Raw genomic sequence first — 23,154 nt, forward strand, 5'->3', positions numbered from 1 at the left:
TCATGCATGGGTAAACTTGAGTTATGGACCACTAAACCTGATTCATGCACGCCCTATTTTGATCAGGGGACTGCCAAAATTGATTGATGATAGCTTTAAATCGATTGAAGAGGGCCTTCAATTGTTCGGGGACGATCAAAAACAAGTTGCTGACGCCAGAAAATAACTTTTGGCGCCACAAAACTAATTAAGGAAGGCATGAACCTGAGTTCTGGAAGCAAAAACAAACCTGGTGAGGTATTAATTGAGTTAGGGAACCGTGTAAATGAGTTGGGCAACTCACATATTGCGTTGGTGAACCCAGAAAAAGACTTATGGAAGTCAAAACTTGCGTTGGGCAAAGCAGAAAATGAGTTGGGTAAACCACATATTACTCTGGGCATCAGAAAATGAGTTATGGAATGCAAAACTTGCGTTGGTGAATCCGGAAAAAGAGTTGGCAGCTCATATATCGCGCTGGAGAAGTCGGAAAATGAGTTGGGCAATTCACATAATGCGCTGGGACATTCAGAAAATGAGTTATGGAAAGAAAAACTTGCGTTGGGCAACTTAGAAAAAGAGTTAGGCAGCTTACATATTGCTCTGGGCAATTCAGAAAATGAGTTATGGAAAACAAACTTGGCGTTGGTGCACCCGGAAAATGAATAATATGCTCCACGCTTATTGTTAGCCGTACATATTACTTATATTCAAAAAAGGTGTTTTTCACGTACCCTATAGCTGAAATAGCAATTAACTTACATGGCTGCGTTACATACAAGGCGTTCTGATTGGTAGCCCGTTATTATTACCAACCTGTAAACAAACTGACCAATATGCCAAAAGATCCAAACCGCCCTATCTTCAGCCCAAGAAGAATTGCAGAGATAGTAAAATACGTTGCGGACAAAGTAGCACTCGTATACCGGCTACAAAAAAAGGGCCTGCTCCCCTGCCGCATGCCAGCACCAAGGTACATAGTAGAGATAGACGACATCATGCGAATGATTAACAGAACAGAAAGAACAGCCCAGCGTGTTATGAGAGAGGTTCGTATAAAGTGCAATAAAACGAATGGGGAATATATTTCCGTTGAGAATTCATTAGAGAAAGTAATGTCCCCAAAGAAACTGTGCTCAGGGCCATGTACCTGATACCTGACAGATGGCCAGATGGATATCCATAACACAATAATTCCATCGGCAATTGAATAAATCATACCTGCTTCTAACGGTTAGAGGCAGGTATGATTGTTTTATATCTCTCCTATTTTATCATTTCTGCCCTTTCTCCTGGTAAAAACAGTCCAAAATTCTCTTCAAATTCGCTGACCACCGTCAGTTTTTTGGCGACAATTCACGACAAAAGACGACAAAAGACGACACTTTTTGCGGTGTCTGATTGAAACATCAACCAACCACCCTACTTTTGTTTTAACAAAGACGCCTGAACGATGAACCGAAATCACTGACACTAGTAAACGGAATCCAACGGTGAAAGAAGTAAATCAAACAGGTCTTCCCTATCAAATCGTATTGGCCAATACGTCTTCATTCCGAGCCTTTATTCACTAACGTTCAATGACACTTGTGTTACTCACTTTAGCAGTTGTGCTAAAGCTATATTACCGGAACAGGGTGATGTAACAGGTACAGGTATGTTCAAAAGTTAAGATCGTGATATGTAGCGCGTATTAAACACCATTTTTTAAATTTTCTAAATCATTTGTATATGAAACTCAAGATCAAAAAATCGTACAAGAACCCAAGCGATAATTTTATTTTAATGTTATGTGGTCGCGTTCTGGAAAATATGAGAAATAATGCATCGTTTCCAAACCCAATACCAACAGTACCGGAGGCGGAAAAGAAATATGCCGACTTCCAGGTAGCATTAAATATGGCCGGGAGGAGCGATCGAACGCTTTCTTCAGCTAAAAACGACAGAAAAGCTGAAGTAATAGCAATGCTCGAAAAATGGGACGATTATGTAACCACAATTAGTAATGGCGATAAAACCATGCTGCTTAGCAGCGGGTTCGATATCGCCGGCATCAAAAGCACATCGCAGGCCCTAACGCCTATTGAAAAACTCGACGTTGAGATCGGTCCCATAGGCCAGGCCATTGTAAGTATTAAAAAGGTGCCCGGCGCAAAAATGTACGCTTTCCAATGTACACCCGATCCTATAACGCCCGAAAGTGTGTGGACAACCGAAACCACTACCGATCGCGAAAACACGTTCACTAACCTGAACTCGATCGTTAAATACTGGTTCCGGGTTATCGCATACGGCCGCGGCAAACAATCGGTAATATCCGTGCTGGTTTCAAGGGTTATTCAATAATCCTTCCACTGCACGCAGGATTTAAAAAGAGCCGCCTCTGATTTTAGAGGCGGCTTCTTCTATACATAACGGTTATCCGGCATACGTTTTTGAACTTCGTTTTTATTGTTTGTCGATCAGGCGCCCTGATCTGTCGATAAATTGTCTGTACTCAGCGGGGTATTTTTTTATTACCAGGAATGTTGTAGATTTTTCGCATGAAATATCTTATTCTTTGCTTGACCCTGGTCTCTATTACCCTCCAGGCAAATGCTCAATCAATAACGGTTACAGGAAAAGTGACCTCAGAAAGCGGACAGCCTGTACCATTCGCCTCAGTAGTTATATTAAAAGACACGATAACTATAGCCGGCAAAATTGCCGACGAAAACGGCTCTTTCTTATTACAGCTTGAAAACGCCGGCACTTATACCTTCAAAATCACCCATGCCGCTTACAAAGAATTGCTGCAAACCATTGGGGTCAACATTCCCATGGAGCCAATCATACTTACGCTCAAAACCGCCGGCAATACATTAAATACAATAACAGTAACTGCCAAAAAACCATTCATCACCCGTAAAATAGATCGTGTAGTGATGAATGTGCAGGACAATGCCATCGCCACCGGAAAATCATCGTTAGACCTGTTTCGGATGGCGCCTGGTGTATTTGTCAATAGCGGTAACATTTCCATCAATGGCGTATGGGGCGCACGCGTAATGGTGAATGGCAGAATGCTTAATCTGCAGGGTGATGATCTTAAAAACTATCTTTCAAACTTAAAATCCAGCGATATAAGATCTATAGAGATCATTGCGCATCCGCCTGCAGAGTATGATGCAGAAGGCAGTGGCGGTATCATTAATATAGTTATGAAAAAGAACAGCAACAGTGGCCTGAGCGGTTATGCCGGTGCCGATTATTCGATCGGACTGGGAAAATACCCTGGCTATGTGCCCTATCTGAGCCTCAACTACCGGAAAAATAAAATAGGGCTGAGTGCAGGCTATACTTATGACAGGCACAAGCTGTATGAAGAAGTTATACAGGACAGAACTTTCACCGACGGTGGTGTATACCAGTCCACCACTTATGCAACCACCATATTTAACTCTCATACGGTTCGGTTCGGCGCCAACTACGACATTAGCCCAAAACAATACCTGGCTATTGATTATACCGGTCAGTTTGGGTGGAACCGCGATAGCACCAGCTCCCTCACCAACATCACCTATTCATCTAATCCCAAAAACACTTATTCATCGGGGATATTCCCAACTTATAGTAAAACCAATTTTAGCAATATAGGATTGAACTATAGTGCCGCTACCGACACAGTGGGTTCTAAATTCACGCTTACATCTGACTATACCTATAACGACCGCAAAAGCAGCAGCGGCACTTTTAGTCAAACATCAAATGCCAACAATACCTTGCTGGCTGATACGGCTTTTAATTTTCTATACCCAAGTATCGCGCGCATATTCACTGCCGATGCCAAATTCAATAAAGTAATAAAACATGGCCCAGCCATAACCGTTGGCGCAAAAACCACCATCACCAATATCAGCAACAAAAATGCTTACGAGGTTTACAAAAACGGCGTGTGGAACAACAATGCCGTTCCCGGGTTCAACTACCGGTATAATGAAAAAATATTTGCTGGCTTTGTAAACATCAGTGGCAGCGCCGCAGGCGTAGAATACAAACTGGGTTTACGCGGCGAACAGAGTAATATTTCCGGTGAGTTAACCGGGTCACAGGATACAACCATCAGCAAACATTACTTTAACCTGTTCCCTTCCACATTTATAAAGAAGGACCTTGACAAGAAACAGCAGCATTCACTAAGCCTGTCATACAACAAACGCATTAAACGTCCCTCCTACTTTGAACTGAACCCTTACAAATACTTTATTGATAATTACAGCGTGAATACCGGTAACCCGTTTTTGACCCCGCAATTCACCAATTCGGTAGAGCTGGGGTATACCTTAAAAAAACAATATTATTTCGGATTAAGCTATGCGCATACAAAAGATGTGATCAACCTGGTGATCGAAAGCAGTGCTAACCTGAACCAGATGACGATCCTGCACAAGAATACCGGTAGCAATACCGTATACACCGGCACCATTGCCATACCTGTTACCATTGCAAGCTGGTGGAATACCAGCAATAACCTGTTGCTGACCCATACACAATCTGTAGGACCGGAATTCAACATTAAAAAGGCAACTTTCGTACTACAAACCGAGCAGGAGATCAGTTTGCCCAACAACATCAGTGTAAACGTGAACGCTTTTTATACACCGCATGTAGTGGAGGGCAATATTGTTACGGGGCGTATTGCGAATGTTGATATCGGCCTGCAAAAGAAACTGTGGCACAATAAGCTCACTGCCAAAGCGGCCATTAGCGATATGTTTTATACCAATAACTTTAGCGCTACCAGTTATTATAATGCATCGATCATTAATCTTAAGAAAAAGGAGCAAAGCCGTATATTGTCGCTTTCGCTGGTTTACAATTTCAGCGCAGGAAAGAAGTTCAATACCAAACAAAGAAGCATAAGCAATTCCGAAGAAAAAAGCAGGTTGAAATAAATCGCAAAAAAGAATAACCCCGTTCCGGACTTTCCAGACGGGGTTATTTTTTTAGCTATTATCCTACCTTAACTCACAACTCCCACCCCTTGCGTTACGGGGTATAACTTCCTGAACATAACATACGTTACCGATACCATTACAAAGGCAACGATGGCATCTACCGTTGCAGCAAAACCAAGCACCGCCAGTTTTGAAAAAAATGCAAAAAGAATATCGAAAAATACGCCGGCAAAAACCCACTCTTTTAATCTAAGTAAGCGGTTAGGCGTTAACAGTACCAATACCCCCAGAACTTTTGCTACGCCAAGAATGTATATAAAGTGCGCCGGATAGCCTAATTGCTGGGTAATACCCCATACCAGCGGATTCTTTGTCAGCTCACAAACACCGCTGGTTCCAAACCATAAAGAAGTTAAAATAACACCTGTCCAGTAAATTGCTTTTGTTGATTTTGGGCTCATGATCTTTGTTTTAAGTGATTTGATGACTCAAAGATGGGAGTTAATGGGAGCCTGGTTAAGCATTATCCCGTGAAGTGGACATATTCAACTGCCGGTTAGGCATTCGGGATGGGGACATCGATAACTATTTCTATATTTACTTTCCATTGGAGAATAGAATGAAGAATAAATTACGAAAAATAACAGTCGACAATAACGAATACCTGTACTTAATAAGGTTCGATTATTATTCAATTGGCGCTAACCAATTAACCCTTACCATCTTTTTAAACGGTCATAAGCGAACGCCCCTGGTGCTGGACTTTTTAACGCTTGATGATTATCATTTAGGTCAACCCTTAAACGTTGGCGTACAATTATTGAATGTAAAAACAAATGAACCTGTACAGGTTAACATACATGAGCCTAAATACATCAGGGAGTTTATTTTACTGGCAATTAAAAATGGCTGGACCGGCATTAATAAAATTGATAATCAAAACGGGCTTGATTACCTTACAGAAATGGGTTTTGACGTAAGCCCAATACAGCCCCCCAATTTACAGAGATGGTGGGCCGAAGAAGCAGTTTTTAAGGATGCACTGGCAGATGCCGCCTTCCCAATAGCCAATACATTGCTTACAAAACAAGGAACATTTTCACCTTTTGCTGCAGTTATTACAGAAGACGGCGCAATACTTAACCTCACGAATGAAACCCAGGAAGACCTGTCAAGGAATGAGGTAATAAACAATTTGAAGAATATTGTAAAGGCAGGCACAATCACCAACCAATATGTTGGTTGTGTGATTGTATATACTGATAAGGTAGTAAATTTATTTACGAACAAAACCATTGATGCTGTTGCCATTTATTACGAAAGCACCCAGGAAAAAAAACGATGGATCTACTTCTACCCATACCGGTTCACAGCTAAAAAGAAGTTGACCTATTTAAGATGCTGGGCAACCGTGGCGGATAAGGAAGTATTTATATGAGCTATAGCCCCAATACCTGCTTCCCCTTACCAACTATGATATTGATTAAAATTTACCTATCTTGTTCCTTGATTGTTAGTTAACACCCTTAAAATCAATAACATGAAAGCTAAGGCACTATTGTTTTTATTGACCATTTTATGTATGGCAACCTCCTTTGCACAAACTTTTGAAGGAAAAATAACGTACAAGAACAAGTACAAAAGCAAAATGCCCAATGTAACCGATGCACAGCTTACCTCTATGATGGGCGGAAAATATGAATATTACATAAAGAACGGCAACTACAAATCAACTACCAATGGCCTTATGTTACAGTGGCAGCTATACGTAAATAAAGAAAACAAACTGTATAACAAAATGGCCAGCACCGAAACCCTTACCTGGTATGATGGCGCAGTAAATAAAGACTCAATATTAAAATTAGAATTGAACGAAGGGGTAACTGAAATATTAGGTTATAAATGCGATGAGCTTATTTTTACCTGTGTAAGCGGTGTACAAAAATATTACTTCAGCAAAAAAATTGCAGTTGATCCAAAACTGTTTGCCAACCATAAATTCATGAACTGGTATGAATACATTTCAAGATCAAATGCATTACCATTAAAAGCTATTGTTGATAATGCGCAGTTCACCTGGGAAAGCATTGCCTCAGATGTGCAGGAAGTAAAACTGGAAGAGTCGTTCTTCGCTCTGCCGGCCGGTGTTGCTACTACGCAGGGTGCACTGTAATATAATAAATGGGCCATTCACCAACCGGCAAATGGCCCATTTATCATTAACCATTTAAGCTATTATGCGTTACTCATAGTTTTTGTCCCGCTGTTCCTGCTGAAAATCCTGTTCATTCTTCAGCTCTTTCTCCTCAAACTTCTTCTCATCCACTTTGTCCTTCTTGGCGTTCTCTTCTGCTATATCAGCAGTTTTGTTCATAAAAGAACTTACAGGGCCCTTCATATTATCCTGCGGGTCTGTTTTATGCAATGTTTCCGGGTCGGGTTGCGAAACCGGGTTATCATGCTTTACCTCTTCTTTCTTTTTCTTGTCGATTAACTTATTGTCCTTGTTTTCCATAATCAAAGCATTTCCACTAGTTATGGAAAAATTGTGCCACCCTAATCAATTGGCAATGAGCAATTAGCAATAGGCAAAAGAATACAAAGCTCATTAGGAAACCGACAACAATTTATCGCGGGTTGCGAATTAACCCTTAAAACCCGAAACCTGAACTGAACAACTGAATAACTCAATAACTTACAACGGCAACTAAGAACTAAGAACTATGAACTATGAACAATGAACTATGAACATTAAACAACAACAACAACCTTCCCTACAGTCCTCCCCGTTTCAACCGCCAAATGCGCCTCGCCCATTTTTTCGAAAGGGAATATAGCCGCCACATGCGCTTTTAAAATTCCTTTTTGTAACCAGCCGGCAATCACATTCATATCTTCTCCGCTTGAATACACCAATATAGCGTTGCCATTCACACCCTTGTCTGTTGCTTTTGCTTTACGCTCGTCGTTCAGCCCCAAAATACTAATAAATGAACCGCCGGGTTTTGTAACGTTTATCGACAGGTTGAGATTATCGCCACCAACGGCATCGAGCGTAAGATCGAAACTGTTCTCACTTTGTTGCCAGTTGTGGTTTTTATAATCGATGTGTTCATCGGCGCCAAGCGACAATACAAAATTGCGGTTAGCGGCAGATGAAGTGCCGGTTACATGCGCACCCAGGTGCTTGGCTATTTGTACCGCAAAATGCCCCACGCCACCAGCCGCCGCATGTATCAACACGCGTTTACCAGCTGTAATGTTTGCATTCTTAACCAGGGCCTGGTAAGCTGTTAGCGCCGCCAGGGTAGCCGCCGCAGCTTCTTCAAATGAAATGTTCGCCGGCTTTAATGCCAGCTGATTGGCCGGCACCGCTACAAACTGCGCATACGCTTTGCCATGACCGGGAAAATTTACCATCCCAAATACTTCATCGCCCGGTGAAAATGTCGCATTATTCGCTTCTGTCACTACACCGGCAATGTCCCAGCCAATAATGAGGGGACTTTCCGTATTAATTCTGCCATAAACGCCGCTGCCTGTACGGGTTTTAACATCAACCGGGTTAATGCCGATGGCTTTTACCTGAACCAGCACTTCTCCTTCTTTAATACTGGGCTTTTCTATATCAACCACCTTTAATTCTTCAATACCACCCGTTTTTGCCAATACTATTGCTTTCATATTTTTCTGTTTTGTAGTGTAAAATTATACCGGTTAAAACACATAATTTTGGTACAATTATTACATTTCCCGGTAAATTCATGACATGATCAAAGAAAACCTGCACGAACCTTTTTCTATTGCCTACACCACCCAGGAAGAAGGTGGCATACAGGGCCACCAGCACAATTTCTTCGAGCTGGTATTTATAATTGCTGGCACAGGCACCCAGTGCATCAATGACAGCAGGCATAATTACAACCCCAATCATATGTTCCTTATTACGCCCGAAGATTGTCATTCCCTGGAAGTGAATACCGCCACCACTTTTTTCTTTTTACGCTTCAATAACATTTACCTCAAAGAAGGCGGCCTGCCTCACGACAATATTCAACGCCTTGAATTTATTCTGCAAAATGCCAACCATCGCCCCGGTTGTATTTTAAGGAACCAAACCGATAAATTGCTGGTACGGCCGATGGTTGAAGCAATAATTCGCGAATATGTAAACCGCGATATTTACAATCATGAACTAATAAAACAACTGGTAAACACCCTCATCATCGTTGTTGCCCGTAACATTGCCAAGTACCATCAGCTCGATATCAGTGAGCAAACAGAAGATAAAGCGCTGGATATCCTTCATTATTTACAACGGCATATATACGAACCAGCCAAACTACGCGCCGGGCACATTAGCCAGGAATTTAATATTGCCCCCGCTTACCTGAGCAGGTATTTTAAACAACATACCGGCGAAACCATGCAGCAATATATATCCGGTTATAAAACCCGGCTTATTCAACACCGCCTACAATACAGCGATAAACGCATTACCGAAATAGCAGAAGAATTCAGCTTTACCGACGAAAGCCATTTGAATAAATTCTTTAAGAACCAGGCTGGCGTAAGCCCTAAAGAATACCGCAGGCAATTAAAAATACAGGTAAGCTGATGCCCGCTAATTCCCGTACTTTTGCCGGATGCAGAAAACTTCCTTTTCAATTGAGAACACGCTTTCGAATTTGCAGATAGAGGCTTTGAACGAGATGCAACAGGCATCCCTGGAGGCTAATAAAACGTCGAACGAAGTAATATTGCTGGCAGATACCGGCTCGGGCAAAACGCTCGCTTTTCTGCTGCCTGTAACCCAATTGCTTCATAAGAAGTCGGTAACCCAGGCCCTCATTGTTGTGCCCTCGCGCGAACTGGCCATGCAAATTGAGAGTGTTTTCAAAAAAATGGGAACAGGCTTTAAGATCACCTGCTGCTATGGCGGCCATAAACGCGAAATTGAAGAAAATAACCTGCAGCAGGCCCCCGAAGTCATAGTGGGCACACCAGGCCGCCTTGGCGATCATATTCGCCGTGGTAACATTACTACTACTCATATTGAGACCCTGGTGCTCGATGAATTTGACAAATCGCTTGAACAGGGGTTTGAAGAAGAAATGTCGTTTGTAATACAAAGCCTGCCCGGCCTAAAGAAAAGGATCCTCACTTCGGCCACCGAAGCCGTGGAAGCGCCGGCATTTGTTGGGTTGAAAGAACCTGTAAAGATCAACTTCTTAACAGGCGAAACATCCCCTGCCCTGGCCGTTAAAATGGTTAAGAGCGAGGATAAGGATAAATCAGAAACACTGTTCAGACTGATCTGCGCCCTGGGCAACCGCTCAACCATTGTATTTTGTAACCAGCGCGAGTTTGTAGAAGAAGCATGTGCGTTCCTGAAAGAAAAAGGCATTGTAGCTGTATTTTATCATGGCGCCATGGAACAACAGGAACGCGACAGCGCTTTGTGTAAGTTCCGCAATGGCAGCTCGAATGTACTTGTGACTACCGACCTCGCTGCACGCGGTTTAGACATTCCCAACATTCGCTATATTTTACATTTTCAACTGCCTACTACCCAGGAATCGTACACACACCGCAATGGTCGTACCGCCCGCATGGACCGTAGCGGAACCGCCATTTTAATACTGGGACCAAAGGAATATGTTCCTGCCTATATTACGCCTGAGCCTGAACTTATTACCCTGCCTAACGAGGCCGTGCTGCCTCAAAAACCGGTATGGGCCACCCTGTATATTTCAGCCGGTAAAAAAGACAAGGTGAATAAAGTTGATATCGTTGGCTTTCTCACCAATAAAGGCCAATTGAAAAAAGACGATATCGGGCTCATTGAGGTAAAAGATTTCTTCTCTTTTGTGGCCATACGTAAAAACCACGCCAGCCACACGTTAAACCTGATTAAAACAGAAAAGATCAAGAACAAGAAGGTGAAGATAGAGGTAGCGAAATAATAAAAGGACCAAATCACAAATTCCAAGGACCAAATAATAAATACAAAAAACCCAAAAACCAATTGTAATTAAGATTTGGTTTTGGGTTTTATTTTTTGGTTCTTGGAATTTGGTTTTTGAGATTTTTTGCTGGTATGATTATTTAAGCGAATTCAACAGTGATACATAACACTGATGAAACGCCTGAAGACCATAGGTAAAGTGCTGGTGCAAACTTTTAAAAATTTTATGGAAGATAAGATCCTGAAATTTAGCGCCGCCCTTGCCTATACCACCACTTTTTCGTTTGGTCCGTTACTGGTTGTCATTATTTTCCTATGCAGCATCTTCCTGGGCGAAGAGGCCGTAACCGGACAAATATACAACCAGATGAAATCGTTTGTAGGTGCCGATACAGCGCTGCAACTTCAAACCATTATAAAAAATGCATCGCTGAGCGGAAAAAATACAACAGCCGCGGTGATCGGTATTGTAACTTTATTATTCAGTGCAACGGCAGTGTTTGCCGAAATACAGGATTCCATAAACACCATCTGGGGGTTTAAAGCAAAGCCCCAAAAAGGCTTTTGGCAATTTATAAGAACGCGGTTCTTATCCTTTTCCATTATTGTTAGCCTCGGGTTCTTATTACTTGTTTCGCTGGCCGTAACAAGTGTTATTGAAGGATTAAGCAAACGGTTAATGGCGCATTTTCCCGATATTACCGTTGCTGTATTTTATATTATAAACCTGGTTATTTCATTCACAGTAATAACAACCCTGTTTGCCCTGATCTTTAAAGTGCTGCCCGATGCAAAAACAAAATTTAAAGACATTATGCCCGGCGCCATTGCCAGTGGCATTCTCTTTATGATAGGTAAATTCGGCATCTCCTTCTATATAGGTACAAGCAATGTAGGTTCTACATATGGGGCCGCAGGCTCTTTGGTAGTGTTATTATTGTGGGTTTACTATTCAGCCATCATTTTATACATTGGCGCCGAATTTGCCAAAGCCTGGAGTGTTCACAAAGGCACATCTATACAACCCAACGACTACGCGGTATCGCTTACAAAAATTGAAGTAGAAACCGATAAGCATAAAAACACCGAAGTTAAAGAGATCAAAAAATAGCTCACCTCCAATAATGAAAACCGCGCACATAAAATATGTGAAAAATACCTGTTTTTATTCCCTCAATATTAATTAATCTCGAATACTGGAAAGTGCGATCATTTAGTGTAGATATTTTGATCAGCTACCATTGTAACTGAGGAGGCGAAGCTTTATAAAAAATTCATATTTCAGCATACCGGGAAAAAACCCGGTATGATACATGTAAATCCCACCTTACTTTACCCGGTTACCCACAATAGTTTTGTGTGAGGATAAAATAAAAAAGAGATTCCATTCAATTCATTCTCATGAAAATTACAGTAGCTATAGTAGACGACCACAAAATGCACATAGATGCGGTAAAACGTTTAATAACAGAATCGGGTAAAATAGAAGTTGTAGCAGCAGCGCTCAATGGTGAAGGCTTTTTACAACAGTTGTCGTTATTGCCCCAGCCACCAGACATTGCCTTGATCGATGTAGAGATGAAAACAATGAACGGCATAACAGTAGCAACAACCATACAGGAACGTTACCCCACCGTAAAAATGGCCGCGCTTTCGCAACGGGAAGATGATTATACCATCATTAAAATGATACGTGCAGGCTGTTGCGCTTACCTCATAAAGAACTCCATGGATTTTGATCAACTCGAAAATGCGATCCTTGAAATAAATGCCCAGGGTTATTATAATGCCGATGCCATTAATATAAATCACCGGCGATTACTAACGAAAACCATGCGGGACGAAGACCTGAAAATAACCGATAGAGAAAGAGAATTTCTTCAACTGGCCTGCAGCGACCTGGCCTATAAACAGGTAGCCGATAAAATGAATTTATCTGAACGCACCATCGATGGGTATCGCGAAAACCTGTTTAGTAAATTAAATGTACATACGCGGGTTGGCATGGTGCTGGAAGGCTTACGCAGAGGTGTCATTAGTATTTGAACAATGTTGGTTTCATTCATTAATCAATAACAGAGTATTATTTAACCTTTAAAATTTATTACCATGCCAAAAGGTGTTCTTTTTGAAACTGAAACAAACGGGACTCTTACCCAAATCGATGATTCAGTATTAAACAAAATAAAAGGCTCGGCAAAAGTAAACGGCGGCGTTATTGAGCTTTCATTTACTTTAATACTCGACAATGCTTCAATTGTAAATAAACCCGGCACTCTTACCAAACAGGCATTTTGGCCTTTAGATGGAAATTTTGAAATGGAACTTAAAAATCCAGAAACGGTACTAACACAGAAAGGAAATGATAAGCCTGCAAGCTTCCAAATAAAAGTTGACTGGCCCGACGGGAAAATAGGTGGTGCCGGCGCGCTGAGAGCTCCCCGGGAAATTGAAAAAGAGAAAGACCGTTCATAATAGTTACTTAGTTTTATCAAAAAACTCAGTAACGAAGCCATCCCAATCAGATTTATCGGTGAACTCATTTTTTATATGGGGATAAACATCAAGCAGTCTTCTCCATATGCCATGTTTCCCCTGAAAAAATGCAGGTGCAAAAAATGAAAGAAAAGACGGATGATTTTCTTCCAAACCGGATGCTGAATCCTCAGTATCCGGTTCTGGTTTTCTCATAGCAGCCAGTACATTTTTTTTGACGCATTCAAGCTTTTCTTTTATAGCAGAAATCTCTTTTGTTAATGCACCAGGTACACATACCTGAAACTGCGTATTCAACTGCACCACAAAATTGTATAGGTCAATAATTCCATAATCATCATCAGGCGTAAGATCACCACAAAGTTTTCTGGCTTTAATTACATTTGTTTTATACCCGATCAAAGCAGGATCGTTATATATATTCTTCAGGAAAAGGGTAAGATCATTAAGGCATTTAACCAACAAGTCATAATCAGTTAAAAAGTTACAGGCAAAAGACACAATAGTTAAATCAAAGTCGGGATAATGGGTAAGAAATTCATGCAGGAATTTATCCGAATATTTTATATCAAAACTATTTACGAACGCGTTTGCTAATTCCGGCAATTTCATATTGGGATTTTCTTCCAGCATAGCAAATACCATTCTGTAATTTATACCTGGTAACGGCATGGTTGTTTGTGAAGCTACCATCATGTTTACAGAATGCCTTAATTCATAACCCGTATCTATCATTTGGGTATAACAATTCAACGCAAAATAAACGTCCACATACCCAAGGCCTTCTTTAAAGATCTCGTTCAGGTCTGTTGCAGTATATAACTTTGATGCATGGGCAATACATTCATCAAGAGCAGACAGCTTAAAATTTAATGCATTTTCTTCAATAATATTCGTAAAACCCTTGGCCTGTGTAAACAAATCCTTATTAAAAAATGCAAATTGTTGTTTGTTAAAACTATTTTTCTCTTTGTTGGAGAAACTTCCGGAGGCTTGCATATATGAACACAAGTTCTTCCGTATCTCACTTTTAATTGTTGAAATGGTTTTTTCATTTTGATTGAGAGTGAGGCCAAACTCCCTTAAAAGGTCCTCAAATTTCCCTAAGGGGAAATAAAACAATCCACCCCCATGCCCCCAGGTGATCACGAAGTTATGATAGGTAACACCCTCCTCAACGTCCATGCTTTGTACCAACTGAAGAAAGCTGACAAGAGTAGTTTTATCATAAAAATCTCTACAACAATATCTATTAGTTTCAGGAATATCTGCCAGGTATCTTATTTTACCTTCTGTAACCGGTCTTTTAATGGAGATCTTATCATACTTCTGATTGTAATACAAAATGTAATACCTTAAATTCTCAAACTGCTTTTGATCTAAAATGGATTGCTCCAGATCATTATACTCAAAATATGTTTCGCCATCATGCGCCATAATAATAACTATGCGCCATTTGTGTATTGGGGCCATACAGTTAGTGTTTAGTGGTATCACTAATTTAGCGAAACTTCTGCTTATCACCGTTTGTACTGTACAGGTAGTTTTCCCGCAGCAGAACGTGTTTTTTCCCCTCACCAAACAAACGCTGCAAACCGGCCTGTCGAGCCCGCATGTACGAAAGATAGTTCAGGACAAATATGGCTTTATGTGGCTTGCTACACAAGATGGGCTAAACCGGTTCGACGGTACTCAGTACGTGATCTTCAACTCAGGCAGTGTTGACCAAAATCATATTATTACCGGTACAGACGTTTATGATATTGCCATTGATGCCAGCGGTGAATACTTATGGGTATTAACCGCCTATAACGGTTTAAGTAAAATAGAATTACGAACGTGCCGCGTTGTAAGCACACACCCCATTCAATTATCATTACCAGCCCCCAAAGGACTTTGGTTAAAATGTATGTTTATAAAAGGGTCGCATATTTTTATAGGCACCAATGAGGGTTATTATATTCGTTTTAATACGGCAAACGCACAAATAGACCAGATCACCTTATGTACAGCCAGCTTTCATGCCAGCGGGTCTATTGATAGAATTTATGCCAGCAACAACAACATTTGGTTGTTTATTTCAGGAACAGGCATTGTGTTACTCGACCCTGCAGGTAATAAACATATAAGCACTACACCCCTGCCCAGCCTTACATTTTATGATGTTTCGGCTGGCAATGGGTTGCTTTTTGCCGCCAGCTCAAATGGTATTTTATCATTCTCCCTAAACACCGGGGCTATAGATTCAACCAGCTCATGGGGCCGGTATTTGTACCAGTTAACAAAAGGCCACAACTGGCAGGCCCTTCACTATGCAAATGATACCCTGCTGGCAACAGGTATTAAAGGCTGCTGGTCAATTGACCTTACCCGCAGGCAATATACCCGTATCATTTGCAGCCGTAATTATGAAGATAAAGACTGGATATTATTAACCAGCAGTATTGTAAAAACCGGACGCAGCATTTGGCTGGGCACCCAATACGGCGCAGGCTGCATCAGGGATCTACATACACCCTTTGTTGGCTTCAACACCTCAATGGATGGGTCGGGATTAAATATCCGTCACAGCAATATGCTTGCCACCAACAACGACTCTACCATTATAGTGTGCGCCGACGATGGCACCTATCTTGTAAACCATACAACAGGAAAATTTCAACGCATTTTTTCAGATGATGTTTTTTATAGCGTCTTTAAGGCGCCCGGTAATTATATTATTGCCAGTGGCGTTACCAGCGGTTTACATATAGCCGATGAAAACGGGCGCCCCGTTTCGCTCAAAAAAGTTTTTCCCGAGCTGTTACCTATACAAAAAGATGTTTTAATTAGCGCCACCAGGTTTAACGACTCGTTGTATTTTCTGGCAAGCCAAAATGAAAAAGGATTGTACAAATGGAACATCCGGTTAAAACAGGTTACAGTAATTGATACAGGTACCCGACCCATACAATTAACAGGCACTATTATAAACAGGCTGTACACCGATGCCGGCAATAAACTGTGGGTATTGGGTGATAATTACATTTCTATTATCGATCCACTGGCCGCCACCATTCGTACAATAAAACCGCAAGTGCCTCAATCGAAAAAAGAACTCAGCATTATTATGGATATGTGCGAACTGGCCGGCAGTTATTGGTTAACTGTATATGGCATTGGCATTGTACAACTCAATGCCAACCTTACCATACGCCGGATCTTTTCAATAAGGGAAGGTCTTAATAATACAGGAGTATATAAACTATTCCCACTTGGCAATTTGTCGTTACTGGTATCAACAAACAATGGGCTGAGCGTGCTGGATACCCGAACAGGTTTGTACAAAAATTATTTTGAACAGGATGGGCTTCAATCGAGCAGCTTTGAAGAAACCAGCGGGGCAAGCCAAAATGGTTTTATGTTCATGGGTGGCACCAATGGGTTTACCAGGATCGACATTAACAAGTTTAATATTAACACAGGCCCACCGGTCACATACTTCACCAATATTCGAATTCATAAAACGGTTAAAGCAATTAGTTCTGCAACCGACACAATGAATGCGGAGCTGGAAGAACTGGTAATTCCGAGTAGTTGGGTGCAGGCCAATATTTCGTTTGCCGGTATTCATTTTGCCAATCCCGATAAGGTCACCTATGCTTACCGCATCAGGCAGCAGGATACTAACTGGATAGCCAACGGTCCCCAACACTTTATTACACTAATGGGTTTGCGTCCCGGCGCTTATACATTAGAAATAAAGTCGGCCAATGAAGATGGGTATTGGAGCGCAGTAAAAAAATTAAACCTCATCATAAAACCCAAATGGTTTCAAACCATTGGGTTCAAGTTACTGGTGTGTTTACTGGCCGCCGGTTTAATATATGCACTATACCGTTACCGCCTTTACCAGTTGTATAAGCAACACCTTATTAGAAAAAATATTGCCAGCGACCTGCACGATGATATTGGCAGTACGCTTAACACAGTTAAAATATTCACCCACCTTGCCAAAAAAGATGTGAATGACTTTAATAACCTAAATCAGATAGAGATGGCTTTAACAGAAGCCTCAACCGGTTTAAGGGATATGATCTGGATCCTCGACGACTCGGGCGATACGGTATACGATCTGCTGGAAAGGGTAAAGAAATTTGCCGTTCCCGTAACTGTTGCCAATGGCGTGCACCTGCAATGCACTAACGATGATAAATGCAGGCACCTGGTGCTTTCCAAAAACGAAAAACGAAACCTGCTGTTAATTGCAAAAGAAACCATCAACAACAGTCTTAAATATGCGCAGTGTAAAAACATCACTATTAACATAGAACTGAAAAAAGGCGCATTATGTATGACCATCGACGACGATGGCGAGGGGTTTATTATCACCTCCCATACCGATGGCAATGGCCTCGGCAATATTAACTTCAGGGCCGGGCAAATTGGCTATACCGCCATTATACAATCAACACCCGGCAAAGGCACACAGGTAAAAGTAGCCAGAACATCTTAAGGACAATTGCAGTATATTTGAACTTCCTGAGTAACGCCTATCAATGAAAGTCAGTAATCTAACACCATGTGAAAAGATCAGCCACTATGTTGACAGGGTGCTGGTCATTGAAGATGTGCTGGTCACCAACCCATTCACATTGCCATTATATGCCAATGGCGCACCTACCCTGTTGTTTCAAACAGCCAAAGGAATTATAAAGAACAACAGCAATAACCTAACGCTGTTTGGCCAAACGGTTTTTCCCGAAACCCTAACCATTCGCGATAATTTCACCCTTATCGCCTATTTCTTCAAACCCTTTGCGTTATTTGCCCTTTTTGGCGTTTCGGCCCAGGAACTCACCAATAACCCCATCGACCTGAACCTGCTGGCCCCTTCCAAAACACAGCAATTGCAGGAACAATTATTAAATGCAGCTACCACAGAGGAAATGATCGGCCTGCTGAATGATTATATATTCAGCCTTATTACCAAAACCACCGTCGATAGCCAGATCATTCGCTTTGCCACCCTTACCATTGCTCAAAATGCCGGCAAAGACGCCCTGTTAAAAGTGCAAAAGGAGCTGCATGTAACCGAACGCACCTTTCAACGGATGTTCGAAAAGAACATTGGTATTGCGCCAAACCTGTACCGGCGCATCTGGCAGTTCAACAATGCCTTTCAGCAGCTCAATAACCGCCAGTTTGTAAAACTCTCCGATATCGCCTTCGCCAATGGCTATGCCGACCAAAGCCACTATATTCGTGCTTTTAAGGAATTTACCGGCATTACGCCAAAAGACTACCTCAAATTCGGCCAATCCGAATAATGTCGGGTTTGTTCTATTTTAAAATTCTGCGCCGCCGTTTCTTTGTGTTATCAATAAAACATAAAACAAAGAACAATGACCAATCAAATTTATCCCTGTTTATGGTTTAACGGACAAGCTCAGGCCGCAGCTAACTTTTATTGCTCAGTATTTAAAAACTCAAAGATCACTGCCGACAATCAAATGGTGGTAACCTTTGAACTGAATGGAAAGAAATTTATGGGCTTGAACGCCGGTCCACAGTTTCAATTTAACGAAGCCGTATCCTTTGTAGTTGATTGCGAAACCCAGGAAGAGATCGATTATTATTGGGAGAAATTAACGGCCAACGGCGGTAATGAAGGACAATGCGGCTGGTTAAAAGATCAGTTTGGCGTTAGCTGGCAAATTGTTCCAACAATTTTACCCAAACTGTTGAGCGATCCCGCTAAAGCGCAAAAAGTTTTGCAGGCATATATGCAAATGAAAAAATTCGATATAAAAAAGTTAGAGAATGCCTAAGCCGGCACACCTCAAACTAATGCCTCATTTCAGTTTTGAAGTGAGGCTTTTTTTTATATTTTGTGCCCGCAACTTATTCTAAGTGAAAATAAATATCATAGCATGTTCACAACACTCACCAGCCTGGCAGGTTTACGCATCGATGACGAAAGAATTAAAGAATTTTTAGAGAAGAATGGTTTTAAATATCCTAAAAAACCTTTTATTTCCAACCGCTCAACCGACACTTCTTATTGGGTACAAAATAAAAAACTCGGCATCGATCTGTTATTCAATGCACGGAACTATAATGAAAAATATCCATTGGTACAGGGTGAAAAAAAAGGTGTTTGGGTACCCGTGCTAAACAGAGCAAGGTGGTATAACAACAAATCAAAGACAGAATTTCCGTTGAACATAGATTTCGGGCATGACTTTGAAACGCTGAAAGCAAAACTAGGCGAGCCAACACAAAAGAGCAGCGATGTATCGCACACCTGGTTAAATGACGATGGCTCTGAAAGCTGGTACCGCTGGAGGTTGCCGCTCGACAATGAAAGATCGCTTGAGTGGGGACTTGAATTTGGCGACGACCTCACCATCAACGATTTTATGGTTGGGCTCCCCTACCACAATCCTGTTTTTGAGTTTTATTACGAATGGAATAACGAAAATTTTGAGTCCTTCATTAAACGTAAAGATTGGCGTGAAACTGCTCACCTGATGTTTTTGCAATGGACCATTGACAACAACATGGTAACTATAAATGAAAATACCGCAGCTGTTGCCAAAGACATTAAAGAAGGTAAATTGCCCATTACAGAATATATAAAGGCGCTCAACAGAGGGTATATGCTCGAAGAGGATTTTTCGGCCGAACAGCGGTTCATTTATTCATACATTCATAATGTAGGCAGCTACGATACACTGTTTACACGCGATGTAGCGCATACATTTTTAAAAGAGGGCCAATTAAAAGAAAATTATTTCGGCAAAGAAGCTACGGAGCAATTGAATGCGATCGATTACAATACAGAAAACTACGCCATAGTAAAGTCGATCATCGATAACCGGCTGGCGGAGTACAAAGAACATAAGTTCAAACAAAGCAAACAGCTGTAACTGTTATAAACGCGCCCAGCTTTTTAAAAACCTCCATTTTAGATGGAGGTTTTCTATTATTGACATTTTTAAACGAGGCAACTTTAGCATTCCGAATAATCTGAAGAAAAAAGACCATTGATGGCGTAGATCTTACTTATTTCTATCTCCAACTTATCATCAAGCCGCAGCCACTGTTTTCCATCCTTCTCAAACACATTTGTAATAAAACCATTGGCGCGGGTTACGCCGCCATCTTCATACAACATGGCGGCATGTTGTTTTTCCTGAAAGAGCTTCATTACGATTTCATAAAAACTGCCTTTGGCAGGTAATGTTTCTCTGGTACCACTGTCCATAATAATAAATTTACTGTTTATCGAAGTGCATAATATTACCATTTTTCTTTGTTAAATCGTATTTCGGTTGAGTTAATATAGATTTTACCTATCTCATAATAGAATCAATTGATTATTGTTATATCTTCAAAAGCCTAATTTTACCCACCTGCACAATTAGCTGTGCAATAATGAATCACGTAATACCATAAACAACTTATAAAATGGAAAAAGACGTAAAAGACATTAGCAAATGCCCATTTCATAATGGCAGCTTACATCAAAACGTTGGCGGTGGTGGTACAAAGAACCGCGATTGGTGGCCTAACCAGTTAAAGGTAAGCATCCTGCGTACGCACTCCGAAAAATCTAACCCCATGGGGAAAGATTTCAATTACGCCGAAGCTTTCAAAACCCTTGATTTGGAAGCAGTAAAGAAAGACCTGCATGCATTGATGACCGATTCGCAGGACTGGTGGCCGGCCGATTTTGGTCATTATGGTCCCCTGTTTATTCGTATGGCCTGGCACAGCGCCGGTACTTATCGTGTATTTGATGGCCGTGGCGGTGGTGGCGCAGGTCAGCAACGTTTTGCGCCGCTCAACAGCTGGCCCGATAACGTGAGCCTCGATAAAGCCCGCAGATTACTTTGGCCCATTAAACAAAAATATGGTAACAAGCTCAGCTGGGCCGATCTGTTGATCCTTACCGGCAACATCGCATTGGAATCAATGGGTTTTAAAACATTTGGTTTTGCCGGTGGCCGCCCCGATGTTTGGGAACCAGATGAAGATGTATATTGGGGTGCAGAAAATACCTGGCTGGGTGGCGACATCCGTTATGCGCATGGTTCGCCAGGGGTGCCCAAAGAACATGGTGTTGTTTCATCCGACGACGATGCAGACGGTAAAATTCATAGCCGCAATCTTGAAAAACCGCTTGCAGCCGTACAAATGGGTTTGATATATGTCAACCCGGAAGGGCCCGATGGCAACCCCGACCCCATTGCTGCCGCTAAAGATATTCGCGATACGTTTGGCCGCATGGCAATGAACGATGAAGAAACAGTTGCTTTAATTGCAGGCGGACATAGCTTTGGTAAAACCCATGGCGCCGCGCCTTCGTCGCACAATGGCAATGAACCTGAAGCAGCAGACATCGAGCAGCAGGGCCTGGGCTGGCACAACAGTTATGGTACAGGTAAAGGCGCCGATACTATCACCAGCGGTCTTGAAGTAACCTGGACAACCACGCCTACCAAATGGAGCAATAACTTCTTTGAGAACCTGTTTGCTTTTGAATGGGAATTAACAAAGAGTCCCGCCGGTGCGCACCAATGGGTAGCCAAGAATGCAGAGGCCATTATTCCCCATGCATTTGATGGTTCTAAAAAGCAATTGCCCACCATGCTTACCACCGACCTTTCTTTACGTTTTGATCCTGTTTACGAAAAAATATCAAGACACTTTTTAGAGAACCCCGATGCATTTGCCGATGCGTTTGCCCGCGCATGGTTTAAATTAACCCATCGCGATATGGGCCCCCGCGCCCGTTACCTGGGACCCGATGTGCCGGCTGAAGAATTGATTTGGCAGGACCCCATCCCTGCAGTTGATCATAAACTGGTTGACGATAATGATGTGGAATCTTTGAAAGCAAAAGTACTGGCATCGGGCCTTAACATTGGCGAACTGGTTTCTACTGCATGGGCTTCCGCTTCTACTTTCCGTGGAAGCGACAAACGTGGTGGCGCTAATGGCGCACGCATTCGCCTGGCCCCGCAAAAAGACTGGGAAGCAAATAACCCGGCGCAATTAAAGAAAGTATTGAGCAAACTTGAAAGCATTCAAAAAGAATTTAACGACGCGCAAAAAGGCGGCAAAAAAATATCACTGGCCGATTTGATTGTGCTGGCCGGCGCCGCTGCTGTTGAAAAAGCAGCAAAAGATGCCGGACATAACATCACCGTTCCATTTGCAAGCGGCCGTATGGATGCTTCGCAGGCACAAACCGATGTTGAATCAATTGGCTATTTGGAACCGGTTGCCGATGGCTTCCGTAACTACCGCAGCAACAGGTTGCATGTATCTACAGAAGCGATGCTGATAGATAAAGCAAACCTGCTAACACTTACAGCGCCCGAACTAACGGTACTGGTAGGCGGCTTACGTGCACTGAACGCGAATTATGATGGTTCTAAAAACGGGGTATTCACCACGCGCCCCGGTGTATTGACCAACGATTTCTTTGTGAACCTGCTCGATATGAACACCGCATGGAAAGCAGTTTCAGAAGACAAAGAATTGTACATTGGTACCGATCGTAACAGCGGTCAACCAAAGTGGACAGCTACCCGGGCCGACCTGGTATTTGGTTCCAACTCAGAACTGCGCGCCATTGCAGAAGTGTACGGCAGCTCCGATTCGAAAGATAAATTTGTAAACGACTTTGTAGCAGCGTGGAATAAAGTGATGAATTTAGATAGATTTGATTTGGATTAATTGTAATTCACATACAAGTGAAGAGCCCCGATGATGTTCGGGGCT

General features: G+C 42.0%; 21 protein-coding genes. 16 read left to right on the forward strand and 5 right to left on the reverse strand.

The annotated features are described in order from the left end of the window. Window positions 1–198 precede the first annotated feature (198 nt). The 4 genes from GGD38_RS00380 to GGD38_RS00395 all read left to right on the forward strand — a co-directional run bounded on the left by GGD38_RS00380 (window position 199) and on the right by GGD38_RS00395 (window position 4,913). The gene (locus GGD38_RS00380) at window positions 199–393 is read left to right on the forward strand and encodes a hypothetical protein (RefSeq protein WP_375300018.1); all 195 of its coding nucleotides are present in this window, start codon (window positions 199–201) and stop codon (window positions 391–393) included. 3 nt (window positions 394–396) lie between these two features. Next, window positions 397–648, forward strand: coding sequence for a hypothetical protein (locus GGD38_RS00385; RefSeq protein WP_375300017.1), 252 nt, complete (start codon window positions 397–399; stop codon window positions 646–648). A gap of 1,062 nt (window positions 649–1,710) precedes the next feature. Further along, window positions 1,711–2,325 carry a hypothetical protein gene (locus tag GGD38_RS00390; RefSeq protein WP_375300016.1) on the forward strand — a complete coding sequence of 205 codons (615 nt, stop codon included), beginning with the start codon at window positions 1,711–1,713 and terminating at the stop codon, window positions 2,323–2,325. Between the two features lie 197 nt (window positions 2,326–2,522). Then, on the forward strand, window positions 2,523–4,913 hold the full coding sequence (locus tag GGD38_RS00395) for an outer membrane beta-barrel protein (protein WP_375300015.1): 2,391 nt from the start codon (window positions 2,523–2,525) through the stop codon (window positions 4,911–4,913). Window positions 4,914–4,981: 68 nt separating this feature from the next. On the opposite strand, the gene GGD38_RS00400 is transcribed toward GGD38_RS00395, so the two are convergent. Then, on the reverse strand, window positions 4,982–5,377 hold the full coding sequence (locus GGD38_RS00400) for a DoxX family protein (protein WP_375300014.1): 396 nt from the start codon (window positions 5,375–5,377) through the stop codon (window positions 4,982–4,984). A gap of 74 nt (window positions 5,378–5,451) precedes the next feature. Between GGD38_RS00400 and GGD38_RS00405 the strand changes: the two genes are divergently transcribed. Further along, window positions 5,452–6,354, forward strand: a complete 903-nt coding sequence (locus tag GGD38_RS00405; RefSeq protein WP_375300013.1) for a hypothetical protein — start codon at window positions 5,452–5,454, stop codon at window positions 6,352–6,354. A 102-nt stretch (window positions 6,355–6,456) separates the two neighbouring features. Beyond that, complete coding sequence (locus GGD38_RS00410; RefSeq protein WP_375300012.1) at window positions 6,457–7,089, forward strand: hypothetical protein; 633 nt, start codon at window positions 6,457–6,459, stop codon at window positions 7,087–7,089. 69 nt (window positions 7,090–7,158) lie between these two features. On the opposite strand, the gene GGD38_RS00415 is transcribed toward GGD38_RS00410, so the two are convergent. Continuing rightward, entirely contained in the window at window positions 7,159–7,431 is a 273-nt protein-coding gene (locus GGD38_RS00415; protein ID WP_375300011.1) for a hypothetical protein, read from the reverse strand. A 236-nt stretch (window positions 7,432–7,667) separates the two neighbouring features. Continuing rightward, window positions 7,668–8,600, reverse strand: coding sequence for an NADP-dependent oxidoreductase (locus GGD38_RS00420; RefSeq protein ID WP_375300010.1), 933 nt, complete (start codon window positions 8,598–8,600; stop codon window positions 7,668–7,670). Window positions 8,601–8,685: 85 nt separating this feature from the next. On the opposite strand from GGD38_RS00420, the gene GGD38_RS00425 reads away from it, so the two are divergent. From GGD38_RS00425 to GGD38_RS00445, 5 genes are all read left to right on the forward strand, one after another. After that, window positions 8,686–9,534 carry a helix-turn-helix domain-containing protein gene (locus tag GGD38_RS00425; RefSeq protein WP_375300009.1) on the forward strand — a complete coding sequence of 283 codons (849 nt, stop codon included), beginning with the start codon at window positions 8,686–8,688 and terminating at the stop codon, window positions 9,532–9,534. Window positions 9,535–9,562: 28 nt separating this feature from the next. Then, window positions 9,563–10,882: a DEAD/DEAH box helicase gene (locus tag GGD38_RS00430; protein ID WP_375300008.1), complete on the forward strand. Its 1,320-nt coding sequence runs from the start codon at window positions 9,563–9,565 to the stop codon at window positions 10,880–10,882. Window positions 10,883–11,056: 174 nt separating this feature from the next. Then, on the forward strand, window positions 11,057–11,995 hold the full coding sequence (locus tag GGD38_RS00435; RefSeq protein WP_375300007.1) for a YihY/virulence factor BrkB family protein: 939 nt from the start codon (window positions 11,057–11,059) through the stop codon (window positions 11,993–11,995). A gap of 290 nt (window positions 11,996–12,285) precedes the next feature. After that, window positions 12,286–12,930 carry a response regulator gene (locus tag GGD38_RS00440; RefSeq protein ID WP_375300006.1) on the forward strand — a complete coding sequence of 215 codons (645 nt, stop codon included), beginning with the start codon at window positions 12,286–12,288 and terminating at the stop codon, window positions 12,928–12,930. A 63-nt stretch (window positions 12,931–12,993) separates the two neighbouring features. Next, on the forward strand, window positions 12,994–13,359 hold the full coding sequence (locus tag GGD38_RS00445; protein ID WP_375300005.1) for a hypothetical protein: 366 nt from the start codon (window positions 12,994–12,996) through the stop codon (window positions 13,357–13,359). Between the two features lie 3 nt (window positions 13,360–13,362). On the opposite strand, the gene GGD38_RS00450 is transcribed toward GGD38_RS00445, so the two are convergent. Continuing rightward, the gene (locus GGD38_RS00450) at window positions 13,363–14,853 is read right to left on the reverse strand and encodes a clostripain-related cysteine peptidase (RefSeq protein WP_375300004.1); all 1,491 of its coding nucleotides are present in this window, start codon (window positions 14,851–14,853) and stop codon (window positions 13,363–13,365) included. On the opposite strand from GGD38_RS00450, the gene GGD38_RS00455 reads away from it, so the two are divergent. From GGD38_RS00455 to GGD38_RS00470, 4 genes are all read left to right on the forward strand, one after another. Further along, entirely contained in the window at window positions 14,828–17,875 is a 3,048-nt protein-coding gene (locus tag GGD38_RS00455; RefSeq protein WP_375300003.1) for a triple tyrosine motif-containing protein, read from the forward strand. The genes GGD38_RS00450 and GGD38_RS00455 overlap by 26 nt on opposite strands. A gap of 43 nt (window positions 17,876–17,918) precedes the next feature. Then, complete coding sequence (locus GGD38_RS00460) at window positions 17,919–18,689, forward strand: helix-turn-helix domain-containing protein (protein ID WP_375300002.1); 771 nt, start codon at window positions 17,919–17,921, stop codon at window positions 18,687–18,689. Window positions 18,690–18,764: 75 nt separating this feature from the next. Then, complete coding sequence (locus tag GGD38_RS00465; protein ID WP_375300001.1) at window positions 18,765–19,190, forward strand: VOC family protein; 426 nt, start codon at window positions 18,765–18,767, stop codon at window positions 19,188–19,190. 102 nt (window positions 19,191–19,292) lie between these two features. Then, the gene (locus GGD38_RS00470) at window positions 19,293–20,291 is read left to right on the forward strand and encodes a hypothetical protein (RefSeq protein WP_375300000.1); all 999 of its coding nucleotides are present in this window, start codon (window positions 19,293–19,295) and stop codon (window positions 20,289–20,291) included. A gap of 83 nt (window positions 20,292–20,374) precedes the next feature. Here the strand turns inward: GGD38_RS00470 and GGD38_RS00475 are convergent, their stop codons facing one another. Beyond that, window positions 20,375–20,629, reverse strand: coding sequence for a hypothetical protein (locus GGD38_RS00475; protein WP_375299999.1), 255 nt, complete (start codon window positions 20,627–20,629; stop codon window positions 20,375–20,377). Between the two features lie 203 nt (window positions 20,630–20,832). On the opposite strand from GGD38_RS00475, the gene katG reads away from it, so the two are divergent. After that, a complete protein-coding gene (gene katG, locus GGD38_RS00480; protein ID WP_375299998.1) occupies window positions 20,833–23,109 on the forward strand; it encodes a catalase/peroxidase HPI in 2,277 nt (758 codons plus the stop codon). Window positions 23,110–23,154 lie beyond the last annotated feature (45 nt).

It is taken from the genome of Niastella sp. OAS944 (assembly GCA_024809215.1).
Taxonomy (GTDB): Bacteria; Bacteroidota; Bacteroidia; order Chitinophagales; family Chitinophagaceae; genus Niastella.